The 15,291-nt window shown below is 68.6% G+C and carries 15 protein-coding genes and 5 pseudogenes; 12 read left to right on the forward strand and 8 right to left on the reverse strand.

Features of this window, described 5'->3' with window-relative positions:
* Window positions 1-220, forward strand: a pseudogene (locus ACFWBT_RS34795) (ISAs1 family transposase); the annotation flags it as partial.
* Window positions 221-561: 341 nt separating this feature from the next.
* Window positions 562-885: pseudogene (locus ACFWBT_RS34800) on the forward strand (pyridine nucleotide-disulfide oxidoreductase); the annotation flags it as partial.
* A gap of 9 nt (window positions 886-894) precedes the next feature.
* Here the strand turns inward: ACFWBT_RS34800 and ACFWBT_RS34805 are convergent.
* Window positions 895-1,263 carry an ArsR/SmtB family transcription factor gene (locus tag ACFWBT_RS34805; RefSeq protein ID WP_385706960.1) on the reverse strand — a complete coding sequence of 123 codons (369 nt, stop codon included), beginning with the start codon at window positions 1,261-1,263 and terminating at the stop codon, window positions 895-897.
* A 171-nt stretch (window positions 1,264-1,434) separates the two neighbouring features.
* On the opposite strand from ACFWBT_RS34805, the gene ACFWBT_RS34810 reads away from it, so the two are divergent.
* From ACFWBT_RS34810 to ACFWBT_RS34820, 3 genes are read left to right on the forward strand one after another with little or no spacing between them, the layout of a single operon-like run.
* Window positions 1,435-2,808 carry an NAD(P)-binding domain-containing protein gene (locus ACFWBT_RS34810; protein ID WP_385706961.1) on the forward strand — a complete coding sequence of 458 codons (1,374 nt, stop codon included), beginning with the start codon at window positions 1,435-1,437 and terminating at the stop codon, window positions 2,806-2,808.
* Between the two features lie 36 nt (window positions 2,809-2,844).
* The gene (locus tag ACFWBT_RS34815; protein WP_385706962.1) at window positions 2,845-3,306 is read left to right on the forward strand and encodes an ArsI/CadI family heavy metal resistance metalloenzyme; all 462 of its coding nucleotides are present in this window, start codon (window positions 2,845-2,847) and stop codon (window positions 3,304-3,306) included.
* A gap of 6 nt (window positions 3,307-3,312) precedes the next feature.
* Window positions 3,313-4,539, forward strand: a complete 1,227-nt coding sequence (locus ACFWBT_RS34820) for an MFS transporter (RefSeq protein WP_385706963.1) — start codon at window positions 3,313-3,315, stop codon at window positions 4,537-4,539.
* A gap of 342 nt (window positions 4,540-4,881) precedes the next feature.
* Here the strand turns inward: ACFWBT_RS34820 and ACFWBT_RS34825 are convergent.
* The 6 genes and pseudogenes from ACFWBT_RS34825 to ACFWBT_RS34850 all read right to left on the reverse strand — a co-directional run bounded on the left by ACFWBT_RS34825 (window position 4,882) and on the right by ACFWBT_RS34850 (window position 10,039).
* A pseudogene (locus ACFWBT_RS34825) lies at window positions 4,882-5,276 on the reverse strand (MmcQ/YjbR family DNA-binding protein).
* A gap of 85 nt (window positions 5,277-5,361) precedes the next feature.
* Window positions 5,362-6,237 (reverse strand): SDR family oxidoreductase, encoded by an 876-nt coding sequence (locus tag ACFWBT_RS34830; RefSeq protein WP_385706964.1) that lies wholly within the window; start codon window positions 6,235-6,237, stop codon window positions 5,362-5,364.
* Between the two features lie 295 nt (window positions 6,238-6,532).
* On the reverse strand, window positions 6,533-7,012 hold the full coding sequence (locus ACFWBT_RS34835; RefSeq protein ID WP_385706965.1) for a MarR family winged helix-turn-helix transcriptional regulator: 480 nt from the start codon (window positions 7,010-7,012) through the stop codon (window positions 6,533-6,535).
* An 11-nt stretch (window positions 7,013-7,023) separates the two neighbouring features.
* A complete protein-coding gene (locus ACFWBT_RS34840) occupies window positions 7,024-8,085 on the reverse strand; it encodes an alkene reductase (RefSeq protein WP_385706966.1) in 1,062 nt (353 codons plus the stop codon).
* Window positions 8,086-8,168: 83 nt separating this feature from the next.
* Window positions 8,169-9,074, reverse strand: coding sequence for an NADP-dependent oxidoreductase (locus ACFWBT_RS34845; protein WP_385706967.1), 906 nt, complete (start codon window positions 9,072-9,074; stop codon window positions 8,169-8,171).
* A gap of 428 nt (window positions 9,075-9,502) precedes the next feature.
* The gene (locus ACFWBT_RS34850) at window positions 9,503-10,039 is read right to left on the reverse strand and encodes a hypothetical protein (RefSeq protein WP_385706968.1); all 537 of its coding nucleotides are present in this window, start codon (window positions 10,037-10,039) and stop codon (window positions 9,503-9,505) included.
* A gap of 83 nt (window positions 10,040-10,122) precedes the next feature.
* Here ACFWBT_RS34850 and ACFWBT_RS34855 point away from each other — a divergent pair, with 83 nt between their 5' ends.
* The 4 genes and pseudogenes from ACFWBT_RS34855 to ACFWBT_RS34870 all read left to right on the forward strand — a co-directional run bounded on the left by ACFWBT_RS34855 (window position 10,123) and on the right by ACFWBT_RS34870 (window position 11,689).
* Entirely contained in the window at window positions 10,123-10,557 is a 435-nt protein-coding gene (locus ACFWBT_RS34855; RefSeq protein WP_385706969.1) for a hypothetical protein, read from the forward strand.
* 67 nt (window positions 10,558-10,624) lie between these two features.
* Window positions 10,625-10,795: a hypothetical protein gene (locus tag ACFWBT_RS34860; RefSeq protein ID WP_385706974.1), complete on the forward strand. Its 171-nt coding sequence runs from the start codon at window positions 10,625-10,627 to the stop codon at window positions 10,793-10,795.
* Between the two features lie 13 nt (window positions 10,796-10,808).
* Window positions 10,809-11,016: pseudogene (locus ACFWBT_RS34865) on the forward strand (transposase); the annotation flags it as partial.
* A 73-nt stretch (window positions 11,017-11,089) separates the two neighbouring features.
* Window positions 11,090-11,689: an SMI1/KNR4 family protein gene (locus ACFWBT_RS34870; protein ID WP_385706970.1), complete on the forward strand. Its 600-nt coding sequence runs from the start codon at window positions 11,090-11,092 to the stop codon at window positions 11,687-11,689.
* A gap of 27 nt (window positions 11,690-11,716) precedes the next feature.
* Here ACFWBT_RS34870 and ACFWBT_RS34875 read toward each other — a convergent pair whose 3' ends face one another.
* Window positions 11,717-12,796, reverse strand: a complete 1,080-nt coding sequence (locus ACFWBT_RS34875; protein WP_385706971.1) for an IS630 family transposase — start codon at window positions 12,794-12,796, stop codon at window positions 11,717-11,719.
* 268 nt (window positions 12,797-13,064) lie between these two features.
* Here ACFWBT_RS34875 and ACFWBT_RS34880 point away from each other — a divergent pair, with 268 nt between their 5' ends.
* The 3 genes and pseudogenes from ACFWBT_RS34880 to ACFWBT_RS34890 form a co-directional block, all read left to right on the forward strand.
* Complete coding sequence (locus tag ACFWBT_RS34880; RefSeq protein ID WP_385706972.1) at window positions 13,065-13,310, forward strand: hypothetical protein; 246 nt, start codon at window positions 13,065-13,067, stop codon at window positions 13,308-13,310.
* A gap of 382 nt (window positions 13,311-13,692) precedes the next feature.
* On the forward strand, window positions 13,693-14,202 hold the full coding sequence (locus ACFWBT_RS34885) for a hypothetical protein (RefSeq protein WP_385706973.1): 510 nt from the start codon (window positions 13,693-13,695) through the stop codon (window positions 14,200-14,202).
* A 400-nt stretch (window positions 14,203-14,602) separates the two neighbouring features.
* Window positions 14,603-14,680, forward strand: a pseudogene (locus ACFWBT_RS34890) (IS5/IS1182 family transposase); the annotation flags it as partial.
* Between the last annotated feature and the right edge of the window lie 611 nt (window positions 14,681-15,291).

A 15,291-nucleotide genomic window follows, 5' to 3' on the forward strand; every position in this document is an offset into this window, starting at 1 on the left:
GCGCTGGCACTGGGGCATCGAAAACAAGATCCACCACGTGCGCGACACTGCCTGGACCGAGGACACTTCCCACGTCCACACCGGCACCGCCCCCATGGCCAGTCTCCGCAACCTCGCCATCGGAGCCCTCCGACTCACCGGGCACACCGGCATCGCCGCCGCTCTCCGCCATCACGCACGCGACGCCACCCGACCCCTGACCACCCTCGGCATCACGTGACCAATCCGGACGAACTCACTGAACGACGCCGCCCTGGCCGGCCGTCAGCCCGTGTTGAACAGTGAGAGCCGCCCTGCACTTTCAGCTGAATTACAGGCCTGAGTGACACAAGGCGTCCAGTGGCTGCGCCAGTCGTTGCTTGCAGCAGTGACTAGCGCTGCTCTCGGTCTGTCCATGTAGGCGTCTGACAGGGGAAGGCCAACGCCTTCTCGATAATGACCCAGTCGTATCTTGTATAGGGTCGGCATCTCACAGATCCTCGTCTCCAGCATGCCCAGAGCCATCGGTTCACCGGTTCGATTATGTGGTAGTGCCGTACTGGCGAAGGTGCATCCAGCGGCGCTCGCGACCGCGGTCTGCTCAAGGCGAGACCGATGTTCTCCCGCCTGATCCCGGGCGGCGTCGAGTGGGCCGACGGCACGCGTGCCGACGCCGACACGATCATCTGGTGCACCGGCTTCCGCCCCGCCCTGTCCCACCTCGCGCCGCTCCAACTCCGCGCCCGACGCGGCCACATCGCCGTCGACGGTACGAAAGCGGAGGGTGAGCCCCGCCTGTACCTGCTCGGCTACGGCGACTGGACTGGCCCGGCCTCCGCAACACTCATCGGGGTGGGCCGCCCTGCCCGGGACACCGCCCGGCAGATCGCTGAACTCGTTGCCTGACGGTCACGGTCAGGCCGGGGCGATGCTCAGCAGCTTGCCCATCGAGGCCAGCACGGACGGCTCGACCCGGTAGTAGACCCAGGTGCCGCGCCGCTCCGAGGTGAGCAGGCCGGCTTCCTTGAGCTTCTTCAGGTGGTGCGAGACCGTCGGCTGGGAGACACCAACGTCGGAGATGTCGCACACGCAGGCCTCGCCGCCCTCGTGCGAGGCCACGGCGGAAAAGAGTCGCAGCCGCACCGGGTCACCGAGTGCCTTGAACATCCGCGCGGCCGTCTCCGCCTCCTCGGCGGTGAACGGGCGCTCGGTGAGCGGCGGGCAGCACGGTTCCACCGCCTGATCGGCGGGCTCCAGCAGCGGCAACAGCTCAGTGTTCGACATGCATCTATGTTGACACACGTCGAAGCAGCATGGCGAGAGCCGGAACGGCCATCCCGATGCCTCGCGCCAAAGGGGTGAATTAGATAGATGTCTATGTTGACGCCCGTCGAATCAGGTGCCATGCTGGCAACGCAAGCCATCGACGGATGTCGAAATAACGAGGAGTCGACCGTGAACGCGCCTGTCACCACCGATCTGCCCGTCGTCGTGATCGGAGCCGGCCCCGCCGGACTCGCGGCCGCCGCCCACCTGGTCGACCGCGGTCTCACCCCGCTGGTCCTGGAATCCGGGCCGGTCGCTGGCGCGGCGGTGCGCGACTGGGCACACGTCCGGCTGTTCTCCACCTGGGGCGAGGTCACCGACCCGGCCGCCGAGAAGCTGCTCGCCCCGACGGGATGGGTGAAGCCGGATGCCGCCACCTATCCCTCGGGCGGGGACTGGGCCGAGCAGTACCTCCAGCCGCTTGCCAACGTTCTCGGCGAAAAGGTCCGGTTCGGTGCCACCGTCACCGGCGTCTCCCGTTCGGGCAGGGACCGGATCGTGGACGCCGACCGGGAGGACCAGCCGTTCGTCGTCCACGTCACCCACGCGGACGGCCGTGAGGAGCGGCTGTTCGCCCGCGCGGTGATCGACGCTTCCGGCACCTGGACCACCCCGAGCCCCGCTGGCGGCAGCGGCCTCCCGGCCCTCGGCGAGAACGCCGCTTCCGACCGGATCACCTACCGCGTACCGGACCTCAAGGACCCGGCCGTTCGCGCCAGGTACGCAGGTAAGCGCACTGCGGTCATTGGCTCCGGCGCCTCCGCCTTCACCGCGCTCGCCTACCTCGCCGACCTCGCCAAGTCCGACGACGGCACCGGCACCAAGGGCGTGTGGATCCTGCGCCGGGGCATCTCCGGTTCCACCTTCGGCGGCGGCACCGCCGACCAGCTCCCCGCCCGCGGCGCCCTCGGCCTCGCCGCCAAGGCCGCCGTCGACGACGGCCACGCCGACGCGGTCACCGGCTTCCGCACCGACGCCATAGAGCGCGACACCGAAGGCCGCCTGGTGCTCGTCGGCGAGGACAGCCGCCGCCTCGACCCGGTCGACGAGGTCATCGTCCTCACCGGCTTCCGCCCCGACCTGTCCTTCCTGTCCGAGCTCCGCCTCGGCCTCGACGAACGCCTCCAGGCACCCACCGAACTGGCCCCGCTCATCGACCCCAACCAGCACTCGTGCGGCACCGTCTACCCGCACGGCGTCAACGAGCTGTCCCACCCGGAGAAGGACGTCTACCTCGTCGGCATGAAGTCCTACGGCCGCGCCCCCACCTTCCTGGCGATGACCGGCTACGAGCAGGTCCGCTCGATCGCCGCCGCCATCGCGGGCGACCAGGAAGCCGCCGAGCGGGTCGAGCTGACCCTGCCGGAGACCGGAGTCTGCGGCGGCGCCGGCCTGTTCGACGACCCCGCCGCCGCGCAGGACAGCGACGGCGGAGGCTGCTGCGCTGCCCCGGCCACGCTCCAGATCGGCATTGGTGCTCCGGCCCAGTCCGGCGGCTGCTGACCCACCACCCCACCCATCACCAGCAGGAGGCTCACCATGTCCCGCGTTCAGCTCGCCCTCCGCGTCCCCGACCTCGCCGCGTCCATCGCCTTCTACACCGAGCTGTTCGGCACGGAGCCCGCCAAACTCCGGGACGGCTACGCCAACTTCGCCATCGCCGAGCCCCCGCTCAAACTCGTGCTCATCGAGGGCGCGGCGGGAGAGGACACCCGCATGGACCACCTCGGCGTCGAGGTCGACACGACCGAGGCGGTGCGGGCGGCCACCCTCCGGCTCGCCGGAGCCGGGCTGGCCACCGTCGAGGAGAACGACACCACCTGCTGTTACGCCCTTCAGGACAAGGTGTGGGTCCACGGCCCGGGACAGGAACCCTGGGAGGTCTACGTCGTGAAGGCCGACGCCGACACCCTCGCCAAGCAACAGGGCAGCACCTGCTGCACTGGCCCGACCGAGGACGCACCGGACGTGTCGACGGCCTCATCGGCAAGCTGCTGCTGACCGTTGATGACCAACCTTCAGACCAGCGAGGCCGCGACCGGAACCGGGGACCGGTCGCGGCCTCGCGCCGCTTTGCCCGCCCTCTGCGTAACCCAGATCACCAGCTGGGGCATCGTCTACTACGCCTTCCCCGTACTGAATCCACAGATCACCGCTCAGACCGGCTGGTCAGCGGGGGCAACCATGGCGGCGTTCTCCGCAGGGCTGGTTGTCTCCGCCTTGGCGGGAATCCGCGGTGGGCGCATCATCGACCAGCGCGGCCCGCGTGGAGTCATGACCGCAGGTTCGCTCTTGGGCGCAGTGAGCCTTGCCATCGTGGCCTCCGCGCCCAACCTGCCGGTCTTCTTTGCCGGGTGGGTAATGGCAGGTTTCGCCATGGCCTCGACGTTCTACCAGCCCGCCTTCGCCGCACTTACCCGCTGGTGGGCACCGGACCACGTCCGCGCGCTGACGATCGTCACCTTGGCCGGAGGCCTTGCCTCCACAGTTTTCGCGCCCCTGACCGCCCTTCTTTCCAACTACCTCACGTGGCGCGGCACTTACCTGGTCCTGGCCATCGTGTTGGCGGCCATCACGATTCCGGTCCACGCCTTTGCCCTGCGCGGCCCTTGGCCCGAGGCCCCGCCCGCTTCCACCCATGTAGCCAGCGGCGTGGCAGAGATCGCGCGCACCCGAACATTCTGGTTCCTCGCCGCAGCGTTCACGCTCTCGGCGTTCGCCATGTACGCCGTCGTCATCGCCCTGATCCCGCTGCTCCTCGAACGCGGCTACACCACCACTCAGGCAGCCTGGGCTCTCGGTCTCGGCGGCGCTGGACAGACCCTCGGGCGCACGTTGTACGCCACCCTCGCCCGGCGTACCGGAGCCACCGCCCGAACGGTCACTCTCATCGCCCTGGGCGGCGCAACCACTGCAGCCTTCGCAATCGCCCCCGGCCCGTACGCCCTGCTTGTCGCCCTATCCCTCGCGGCCGGAATCGTCCGCGGAAACCTCACGCTGCTGCAGGCCACAGCCATCACCGACCGCTGGGGGGCAACCCACTACGGTCGTCTGTCCGGCCTGCTTGCGGCTCCGGCAACCACCGCCGCCGCGGTGGCTCCATTCGCAGGCGCCGCAATGGCCGCGCCACTCGGCGACTACAGCCACCTCTTCATGCTGCTCGCCCCCATCTCTTTGGCCGCTGCACTTGCCGCCGCATGGACAAAGCCCTTCAGCGCGAAGCTGTCCACATAGTCCTCCACGCCATACACGTATGGGTGATATGTCGCCTGCGAGGTGCGGGGCCACTGAGACAGCGAACTCTGCCTAACAAGGGAGCCCTGCGGTACCACGGCGTGGACGCCGGCCGGCTGGGGGAGGTGTTGCGGATCCGGACCATTTCTAGGCTGGGCGTGGACGTGCGGGTCGGGATCGGCCCGTCCAGAAGCCGACCGGTTCGCGGATTCCTGAGGGCCCAAGGCAGCGAACTGGCTGGCCACCTGAGGTCGAGACGGCGATCGTCCAGCCGGTTGAGGCAGCAGGGGCTCGTACGGCCTGCGCTCGGGAGGGTGTAATGAAGGCGGCCACCGGCCGTGCTCACCGGGTCGCCCGCGTGCTGGTGCCGTAGCTGTGCGGGTCGACGGGCTGTTCGGCCTTGGGCAGGTGGGAGACAACGAGCAGGTAGGAGTCGGTGACGAGTTCCCTGACGAGCTTCTCGTCGACGCCTGTCCCGCCCTCCAGCGTGATCCAGTGTTTCTTGTTCATGTGGTAGCCGGGGGTGATGTGGCTGTTGTGTTCCCGGAGAGCGTGGGCCTCGCCGGGGTCCGCCTTGAGGATCACGACGGGGCGCCCGGGGACCTCGGTCATCAGCATGAACACCTTGCCGCGTACCTTAAGACCTCCCAGTCCGGGCCGAAGGGATGCTCCAGCTGGGCTCCGGGAAGTTCCTCCGCGCACTCGGCGGCGAACGTCTGCAGGGGCGATCCGTTCATGAGTGTTTCCTTCCTCGGGTCTAGGAGGGATAGGCCCGAGGCGTCCTGGTCAGGCCGCCGGGCGCGAGAATGGGACGCGGGCCTGTCACCGGTGCTGTGCGGTGCGCAGCTCGTCGGTGAACCGGGCGAGGGCCTCCTCGGCCGTGGGGACGGGGCCGAACAGCTGCTCCTGGCGGCGGGGGTCGGCGACGTAGCGTCCGGTCTCGAACCAGCGGAACATCGCGGCCATGTCCTTGATCAGGGGCATGAAGCGGCCGGCGACGGCTCCTGCGGCGCGGGCGACGGCGGACGGGAGGGCCCACACCTTGATCTTCTTTCCGGCCCGGCCGCCCATCACCTCGGCCACCTCTCGCACGCTGACCGGACGGTCCCAGCCGATGTCGATCCGCTCACCGGCCTCGGCCTCGGCGTCGACCGCGGCTGCCAGGTACGCCGCGAGGTCGGAGCTGTGGACGAAGGTCAGCGGGACGGTGGCCTTGCCGATCCACACCATGCGGCCCTTGTCGACCGGGTCGCCCGCCATGCTCGCGACCTGGTCGAGGAACGCCCCCGGGCGCAGGGCGACGAACGGGACGCCGAGCTGTTCGAGCTTGTCCTCGGCGAGCTTCTTGTGCCAGAAGTGCGGGACATCGGGCGTCTGGTCGCTGGTGAGGATGCTGGTCAGGATGAACCGCCGGATGCCGGTGCGGTGGGCGGCCTCGGCGAGGTTGGCGTTGCCGGCGGCGGTGGTGATGACGGCGTCGGCGCCGTTCATGGCGGCCACGAGCGAGTCGACGTCGAGCATGTCGCCGCGGGCGATCTGAACGCCCCGGCTTTCGAGCCGGCTGGCGTCGCTGGCCGGCCTCACCAAGGCGCGGACGTTCTTGCCGCGCCCCAGGAGTTCGTCGACGACCTTGCTCCCCAGGGAGCCGGTCGCCCCGACGACGAGGACCGGGAGGGTGGTTGAGTCGGTGGCAGGCATGGGGGTCTCACTTTCCGTCAGGTCATCAGCGTGGGGCTTGGTGGGAGGGCAGGGGTGGCTGCAGACATAGGCGCCCGCGTGCCGGGGGCCAATGGAGGCGGGCCGTGGGGTCGGATCCGCGGTGCGCCTCGCCGCCACGTGCCGCGTGCCGTGTGCGAAGGCAGCCGGGACGGGGCGGGTGATATGGCCGACCTGGCGGTGGTCGCGCCGTATGCGGGACGGTGTGCACCCCAGTCCGCGCGCCCCTCATCACGTGTGGTCTGGCGTATGCGGGCATGGGGTGCACACCGGGGAGTCACGCGGACTCTTCTTGCGGCAGCGCGCGGCTGCTGATCGCCTCGGTGATGGCGTACGCGGTCTCGACGAAGGACTCCGCCTGCTGCTCCGACAGATTCCGCGCGGAGGTCTCCTCCAGGCTCTGCCACAGGGCTGCTATGGGTTCGCGCATGGCACGGCCCTTGTCCGTGAGGTGGACCACCATGACGCGCCGGTCATGTGCGGCCGGCTCGCGGAGGACCAGGCCAGCGTCCTGCATGCGGCGTAGCGCCTTGGAGATGGTGGAGTGGTCCACGCCGAGGCATTCGAGCAGCTCGGACTGGGACTGGCCGTCCCGGTCAAGAAGGTGCATCAGCAGCAGTTCCTGTCCGGGATGCAGGTCCATCTCGCGCAGCAGGGTGGCGGCGTAGGCGCGGTGGGCGCGGGCGAGTTGGAAGATCGCGTAGCTCATCGGTCCTGCGCCGGCCGTCGTGGGGATGCGGGGTTCGGGGGTGGGCATGGTTCGGTTCCTCAGCCGGTGTGGGTGGGGTAGTCGGTGTAGCCGGCCACTCCGCCGCCGTAGAAGGTCGCCGGGTCGGGGGTGTTCAGCGGCGCGCCGGCGCGGAGCCGCTCGACCAGGTCCGGGTTGGCGAGCGCGAGGGCGCCGACGGAGACGAGGTCGGCCGTGCCGTTGTCGAGGTCCTTCGCGCGGGCGGGCAGGTCGGTGCCGCCCCGGTTGAGGATCAGCGTGGTCGGCCACTGCGCGCGCAGGGTGCCCAGCAGCTCCTCGTCGCCCGCGTGCATCACGTGGAGGTAGGCCAGGTCAAGGGGGCGCAGGGCGTCCAGGAGCGCCGGATACAGCTCGGCGGTGTCGGACTCGGCGATGTCGTTGTAGGGGTTTGCGGGGGAGATACGGATACCGGTGCGCTCCGGGCCGATCTCGTCGGCCACCGCGGCGGCGACCTCGACGGCGAAGCGGATGCGGCCCTCGATCGAGCCGCCGTAGCCATCGGTGCGCTGATTGGTGTTGTCGGACAGGAACTGGTGCACCAGGTAGCCGTTGGCGCCGTGGATCTCCACACCGTCCGCGCCCGCCGCGACGGCAGCCGCTGCGGCGCGGCGGAAGTCGTCGACGGTCGTCGCGACCTCCTGCGTCGACAGGGCGCGGGGGGTCGGCATCTCCTGGGGCCCGGACGCGGTGAACATCGCGCCCTGTGGGCGGATCGCCGAAGGGGCGACCGGCCGGCGCCCGTGGGGGGTGTTGTCGGGGTGGGCGATGCGTCCGGTGTGCATCAGCTGGATGACGATCCGGCCGTCGGCCGCGTGCACGGCGTCGGTGACCTTGCGCCACCCGGCGATCTGCTCGTCATTGTGGATGCCGGGGGTCAGGAGGTAGCCCTGGCCGTCGGCGGAGGGCTGGGTTCCCTCGGTGATGACGAGCGCATGCGAGGCCCGCTGGGCGTAGTACTCGGCGTTCAGCTCGGTCGGTACGCCTTCCGGCGTGGAGCGGTCGCGGGTCATGGGGGCCATGACCAGGCGGTGCGGCAGAGATATGCCGCCAAGAGTGGTCGGCGTCCACAGGGAATCCAGCATGAGGGGGTCCTTCGATATGGCAGTGACCGGCCGGTCACCGAAAAGGCAGCGGGTGGTCGTGGGGAGGCGGTGGGCGGGCGTGCTCAGTCGACGCTCAGGACGAGCTTGCCCCGCACGTGCCCGGCGTCGCTGACCTGCTGGGCCGTGGCCGCCTGGTCGAGCGGGTAGGCGGTGACGGTGGTGACGAGCTTGCCGGCCGCGGCGTCCTGGGCCAGAGCGGCCAAGCGGGCGGTCGAGCGTTCCTGGGACCCCTGGGAGAAGGTGATGCCCAGCTGCCGTGCACCGAAGTCGGCAATGGTGACGATGCGCTCGGTGCCGCCCCGCAGGGTGATGGAGTCCTCCAGGGCTCCCTTCCCGGCCAGATCGAACACCGCGTCCACGCCGTCGGGGGCCAGCGCCTGCACCCGCTCGACCAGGCCCTCGCCGTACACGGTCGCGGTGGCGCCGAGCGAGGTGAGGTATTCCTGGTTGGAGGGGCCCGCGGTGGCAATCACGCGTGCTCCACGGGCCGTGGCGAGCTGGACCGCCAGGGTTCCGACCGCTCCGGACGCGCCGTGCATCAGCACGGTCTCCCCAGCGGCGACCCCCAGCAGGTTCAGGACCCGCTCGGCCGTCTCGCTGGCCACCGGCAGCGCGACCGCGTGCTGCCAGTCGAGGCCGGCGGGCTTGGGGGCCACGGTGGTGGCCAGCGCGTACTGGGCGTACGAGCCGGTGTCCGACCAGCCCAGCACCTCATCGCCGACCTGCACGTCGCTCACGCCCTCACCCAGGGCGTCCACCACGCCGGCGAGCTCGCCACCGGGGACGGCGGGGAAGGTCGTCGGGCGGACGGCCTCCATCATCCCGGCACGGATCTTGCCGTCCAGCGCGTTCAGCCCGGCGGCCCTCACGCGGACCCGGACCTGGCCGGGGCCGGGCTGCGGAACCTCGATGTCCGCCTCGTGCAGCACGTCCGGGCCGCCGAACTGGTCGAAAACGATGGCTTTCATGATGACTCCATTCCCTTCGGCCACCAAAAGTGTGGCTGGCCACATAATCAAGGTAACAGCAATCGTGTGGCTAGCCAAGTAATGCCGGACGTAGGGGTGAAGGCAGCCGCCTCGGCTCGCTTCGGGGTGCGCCGACCGCTTATGTGGCCGACCATGTACACGTACGCGGCGACCGCCAGGATGTGCCCGTACCGCAGATCCCCCAGAATCGTGTCACCACCGTGGGCAAGAACAAGGGCCAGAGCCCCTCAGCCGCCGCTCAACTCGCTCGCTGGGCCGCAGGCACGCGAGTGGAGTGCGCAGTTCGTGCCGACAGACAGCCTGATCCGCTACCCAAGTACCGGCACCGCAGGACTGTCGGGCCGTGCTCAACTACCGCAACGTCCCCAGTCGGAGTGCCCAACTCACATTCCTGCAGCTCGTGCTGCTCAGGACGTGATGGGGTCAGGCCGGCTGCGGTGCGGGTGCGCGGCGTGGATGTACTTCATGGCGGTGCGGGGAGCGAGGCCGAAGAGGCGGATGAGGTGGAGGGGGTCGTCGGCGTGCTGGGCCTCGTTGAGGATGCGGTCCATGCGCAGGCTGCCGGGCTGGTGGCCGTGGGCGCGCAGGGGCTTGTTGATCGCCTCGATCGACACCGGGGGCTGGGTGTCGTCGGTGGCGGTGTGTGCGGTGACCAGCAGGTAGGGGCTGGTGGTGGCGGGCCAGCGTCGGTGGGGTGCGGCCAGCCACTGCCGTGCCAGGCGGTAGGTGAGTTCGTCCAGGTAGACGGTGTGGACGGGCCTGCCGGTGCGGCGCACGCGGAGGGTGGCGTGGGTGTGGTCCAGGTCGTCCAGCAGCAGGTGACGCTGGTCGTGGGTGCTCAGGGCGTGCACGGCGGCGAGCACGAAGCTGAGGCGGTCGCGGGGGTTGGGGAGGTGGTCGAGAGTGCCGTGCAGCATGTCGTCGGCCAGCGGCCTGGGCAGCACGACGGCGGTGGTCAGGGAGATGGTGCGGGCCGGGTCGCGGAAGATGAGTTTCTCCCGACATCCCGAAGTGGAACCACCCGGGCATGCCCCACCCCCTCGGCCGACTCATCGACCGACCCGACGACCAGAGCCGCGTGTGGGTCACCACCCCCCACATCAAACAGCTCGAACGCCTCCACCGCGACGGCCACCTCACCGCACCCGTGACCATCCACGACTCCTGGACCGGCAAGGCCAACGAGTCCCTGTTCAAGCCGTTCTATGCCGCGGCCCGCGAGGCCCGCACCGAGCTGGTCAAGGTGGGCGGGGAGCCGTACAAGAACTACAAGACCCGCCTGTCCATCGCACTGCGTCTGCTGTGGCCCAAGCGTCCGGAACAGCGCTCTCCGTTCTGGCGGCCCGACTGGCGCATGAGCATGGCTATCCGGCGCTGCGGTGGCCATGTTCCTGGCGCTGCTGTGCGAGAACGGAGGGATCAGCGAGGAGGTTCCTCTGTGGTTCAGCCCGCGCGAGGCTGAGGGCCGCTTCGTCCTGAGCGAGGACACCCGCAGTAAGGGGCTGCGGGAACTCGGCGATGCCGGACTCGTGGCCACCAAGCGGCGCCCGGTCAACGAGACCGACTTCCAGGCCGAAGCGCTGTACATGCGCAACGTGCACTTCCTGCGGATGGAACGGCTGTCCGAGACCGCGGCCATCACCCCTCGCCGCGTGGTGCGCGTTCCGAAACGCCGCAGTCCTGCAGAGGACAAGGAGTAACGCGGGTCCCCACCCGCGCATCGCGCGCAAGGGCGTCGAGTCCTCCCAGCGCCTGGGCCGTCACCGCTGGACCGTGGAGCGGACGGTCCCCTGGCTTGCCGGGTGCCGCCGCCTGCACCGTCGGTACGAACGCAAGGCAGGACACTTCCTCGCCTTCGCTGGGAATCGCCGCCGCTCTGATCTGCTACCGCAGACTGGCGAAGGTCATCAACTCAACGTGATCCGTAAAGTACGGCTCTATATGGCGCGGCCCAACGCGACGGACCGCGCCGCGTGCACACCGTCGAGGAACTCATGACTGACTACCTGGCTGCCGTAATGGCTATGCTCGGCCCGGCCCAGAACCGCCATGCGGACCCGGGTGCCTGGGACCGTCTCCACGCAGAGCTAGGCATACAACTTCCTGCCGACTACAGGGTCCTCGTGGACGCGTTCGCCCCCATTCAGATCAACGGGCACCTGTACCTTTCCCACCCCGCGACCGAGCGGTGGAACCTGGGCCGAAACATACTAAGCAAGATCAAGTCATGGTCCGAGGTGCCGTGGGACGACCTCGATCTCGACGCGGATGAGGACCCCCGCCAGCTCTTCGGACTCGACGAGCTGAGCTTTGGCACCCGCAACGGGCTGTGGCCGATTGCGAGCACCGACCGAGGAGAGACCATCTTCCTGCTCGCTGCCCCCGATACTCCGAGGCTCCTGGTGAACTATGACGAAACCTGGGCAGAGCACCACATGAGCTTCACGGAATGGCTCTACCGCTACCTCATCGGCGAAGACATGAGCGGGCCCAACAGCGCAGCCTTTTACCCTGGCCCCGTGCAGTTGCAGCGCCTTCCGATGTCCGCTGACGAACGCCCCGAGCCTTGGTACGGCCCAGATCGCGGCATGTGAGAGGCAACCGCTCTAGTGCTGGATTCCTCATTGGATGTACATATATCGGCGTCGCAGTAGGCGTGTTGGTGGTGCGGGTCTGCCCCATACCCAGGGCCGGGCTCGGGCGTTGAGCTGGGATGTTGCGAGGCGGGTGGCGTGTTCGATCTCGGCGGGCCCGGCGAATGACTGGCCGGCGAGGGCGGCCTTGCGGAAGATGCGCCACCAGCCTTCCTGGAGGTTGAGCCAGCAGGCGCCGACGGGGATGAAGACGTGCCGGATTCGCGGGTGGTCCTCCAGCCAGGTCCGGATGGACAGGCTGTTGTGCGAGGACAGGTTGTCGGTGACGACGTAGATGTCCCCGGTGGGATTGGCTGCCTCGACCTTCTGAAGAAATTGCTGGTAGAAGACGCTGTTGCGGGAGGAGGCGGTCATGGTGACCTCGTGTCCGTCCCGTACTCGCAGGGCGCCGTAGACCCACGTCTTCTCCGGTCCGCGACCGTAGTCGACTTCCGCCTTGATGCGGCAGCCGTCCGGCGACCAGCCCGGCGCCGGCGGGAACGTGCGGGGGATCACCGGTCCGAGCTCGTCGGCGCAGACGACCCGTCGCGCCTTCGGGCGGGCAGGTGTAGAGCTCGATGATCCTGGTCCTTTTCCCTCGAAATCCGCGTCTCTCGAGCGGGTCCAGGACCGGGTGCGGCGCCAGCGCACCCCCTCGGCCAGCAGGATCCGGCGGACCTGGCTGCGGCCGACCTCGATGCCCAGCCTCCTGGCCTCGGGTGCCAGTGCGTCAAGGGTCCACTCCGGTGGCCCGGACTCATCCTCCGCAGCCAGCTCGCCGTCCGCCTGCATAGTCAGCCGGCCCGGAGCCGGCTGCTTGACCAGGCCGATGATCCTTGAGCGTTCCCCCTCGGTGATCCGCCGTTTGCGGCCCTGCCCGCCCAGATCCTCCAGCCCGTCCAGGCCCAAGCGGTTGAAGCGGTGCAACCAACGACGGACCGTCTTCTGACTGCACCTCAACTCGTCAGCGATGGCCGGGACGTACTCTCCGGCCCAGCTCAGCTCGACCATCCGTGCCCGCAGCACCAGATCACGCGGAGCCTTGCGCGCTCGCGACAGCCGAAGCACGACCCGTTCCTCGTTCTCGTCACGGCTCGACCGTGCCCGTAACACCACCGTCCAGCACCCGCCCCCGAGTACCCGAAGCACCCCGCCACCAGGACTTATACCCAGAAAATGAGGAATCCAGCACTAGATCGCAATTAGCCCATGGGGGCCGACCTGACCCAGGTCGGCCTCCATCGTCGTCTCCCGGCAACTGCTCAACTGCTCAACTGCTCAACTGCTCAACTGCACCCGGCACTCGTCGGCCGGAGCCGAGTTCGTGAGCCGTACTATGTCCGCCGGAAGCACCCTCCGCAGCTACAACCCGCACGAGGCCACCGTGGCGGTGTGGTGCAGGGGCCTGTTCGGGCTGACCGGCAAGGGCGTCAAAGAGATCCCGATCGAGACCAACGTGTTCACCATCACCATGACCCTGCGCTGGACCTCTGACGGATGGCGCCAGGCCGACTCCGACCAGGTCGAGGGACCCGATCCCGAAGCAGCCGCCGGGAAATATGGCCAAGCGCCTCAGCTGTAGAAGCGGGCCTCGTTTCAGAACGTGGTTCGTCGTCAGCTCCGATGCCCTGGCCGGGGCGGGCCATGAGCCGTTGGGGCGGAGCGCACCCCGGCAGTGGAACACTCCTGCTGCCGAGCGGGAGTTCGCCCGGAACAAGGAGGCCGTCGAGTCGGGGCGAACGTTCCGCGCCTGGCAGTCGTCCGGGTGGAAGCTGGGCAGCTCCCCCTCCAGCGCCGGCGAGATCAAACGCTAGGCCCTCCGCGCGGGTCCGGTGACGAGTCCCGCACTGAAGCGGAGGCCCCTGAAGTCCGGCGGCCGCTCCACCGTCCGTGTCCACACCCGCATCGGCCGCGATACCCGTACCGACCTGTAGGACGGGACGGACCCGTTGTCGGAGCTGCACGTGCTGACGATCATGTCGGCGGAGCGGCAGACGATGAACTTCTACAGGAACACCGGCCCCACTTACATGGAGCCGATCGCTCCTGTTGCGCTGTTGTGTATGTTCCCGGCCGCCGTGCCGATCGATCTGCTTAGTGCTCAAGCCCCGGTGTGGTTGATCGCCGCCGCCATGTTCGGTTCTGGCATCGCCAGCGATGTCTTCGGCGTGCTGTGGGCCACTACCATCCAGCGAGAGATCCCCGAGCAGATCTTGTCCCGTGTCAGTTCCTACGACTGGTTCGGCTCTCTCGCCCTGGCCCCGCTCGGCCTGCTGATTGCAGGCCCGGTCGCCGCAGCTGTCGGTACCGGTCAGGCGCTGGCCGGCTGCGCGATCATGATCGTCCTGGCCACCACCGGGGCTCTGCTCTCGCCACGGGTACGGACGCTGCGCGCCCCTGCCGAGCGAGCTTCAACGAAAGCGCCTTCCCCTGTTCTTTCAGTGCACCAGGTTGGTGAGGAGCAGGCTGACTGACGCGTCGGGGCCCCGGGCTCGTGCAGCAGGCGGTACGGCGAACTGCTGCAGAGCCAGCCGAACAAATGACCCGCCAGGGCCCCTCTGGCGTCAGGCTTTCAGCAGTTGGCGATCGCTGCCAGGTCCCCGGGGCGCAGTCATGGGCGCGTCCCGGACATCCCATACCGCTGCGCGCCCGCTTCGCCGAGACCGGTTACCTGCCGCTTCCCGGCCTGCTGACCCGTCAGGGGCTCAGCGCGCTGCGCGAGGAGAGCGGCCGACTGGAGGCCGCGGCAACCCGCCGGGACTTCCGCATGGAGTGCATGGACGACAGCCTCCGCCACATGACCACCCCACGCGGCCACCACATCGCGAGAGAATCCACGCTCATCAATGCCCTGTACCGCGCTGAAGTCCTGCCGTCCTCCGAAGATCCCGGATCAGCCCCAACCGCATGACGTCAATCGCCAAGACCGTACTCACCTTGGAAAAGCAACGCCGAGATAGCTCCGAGGTCGAAGCGAAGGCGAAACCCGAGGCAAAAGCTCGAGGCGTCACAGCGAAAGTAGGTAGATGCCGAACCCCACGCACGCCACGCCGACTACCGCCCACAGCGCGGCAAGCGCGGGCTTCCGCCGATAGGTCGAGTCGGACCGCGAGCCCTCCAAGAGCGCGAAACAAGCGAAGAAACAAAGCAGCGCAATGAGCCAAAGTCCCACCGAAAAGAAGAAGTACCAGACTCTCATATTCCCCCCGTTCACCTGAAAGACCCGGTGAAGGCTACCGGAGGCAGGTAACCCGAACAAGAGCGGAATCACCCCATAACGCCGCCAACTCCGGTCTGTTGCGCGGCTATTAGGCGCAAGCAAACACATGGTGGGATGGCTCCTCCTGTGGACTTGAAATTGCCGTCGAGTGTCGCCTCCCCTCCTCCGCGACCCGGCGGCTGCCGAGATGGTTCTCCGCGAAGTCGTGGAAGAATTCCTGATGCCCGAGGTAGAAGCCCTCGAAGTCTCCCAGGGCGACCTTGAGGCCGCCGCGGCCACAGCCATGCAGGTACCTGTCGACGCCGCTACCCAGCACGCCCGTGTCTCCCGCATGCTGCAAGAG

Source organism: Streptomyces sp. NPDC060027, assembly GCF_042737005.1.
GTDB lineage: Bacteria > Actinomycetota > Actinomycetes > Streptomycetales > Streptomycetaceae > Streptomyces.

What these genes read in the sequence shown, in the direction of transcription:
- ACFWBT_RS34805 (WP_385706960.1), bottom strand. Translation starts at nt 1,263, where the DNA reads ATGTCGAACACTGAGCTGTTGCCGCTGCTGGAGCCCGCCGATCAGGCG.
- ACFWBT_RS34820 (WP_385706963.1), top strand. Translation starts at nt 3,313, where the DNA reads ATGACCAACCTTCAGACCAGCGAGGCCGCGACCGGAACCGGGGACCGG.
- ACFWBT_RS34830 (WP_385706964.1), bottom strand. Translation starts at nt 6,237, where the DNA reads ATGCCTGCCACCGACTCAACCACCCTCCCGGTCCTCGTCGTCGGGGCG.
- ACFWBT_RS34835 (WP_385706965.1), bottom strand. Translation starts at nt 7,012, where the DNA reads ATGCCCACCCCCGAACCCCGCATCCCCACGACGGCCGGCGCAGGACCG.
- ACFWBT_RS34870 (WP_385706970.1), top strand. Translation starts at nt 11,090, where the DNA reads ATGACTGACTACCTGGCTGCCGTAATGGCTATGCTCGGCCCGGCCCAG.
- ACFWBT_RS34880 (WP_385706972.1), top strand. Translation starts at nt 13,065, where the DNA reads ATGTCCGCCGGAAGCACCCTCCGCAGCTACAACCCGCACGAGGCCACC.
- ACFWBT_RS34855 (WP_385706969.1), top strand. Translation starts at nt 10,123, where the DNA reads ATGCCCCACCCCCTCGGCCGACTCATCGACCGACCCGACGACCAGAGC.
- ACFWBT_RS34845 (WP_385706967.1), bottom strand. Translation starts at nt 9,074, where the DNA reads ATGAAAGCCATCGTTTTCGACCAGTTCGGCGGCCCGGACGTGCTGCAC.
- ACFWBT_RS34815 (WP_385706962.1), top strand. Translation starts at nt 2,845, where the DNA reads ATGTCCCGCGTTCAGCTCGCCCTCCGCGTCCCCGACCTCGCCGCGTCC.
- ACFWBT_RS34840 (WP_385706966.1), bottom strand. Translation starts at nt 8,085, where the DNA reads ATGCTGGATTCCCTGTGGACGCCGACCACTCTTGGCGGCATATCTCTG.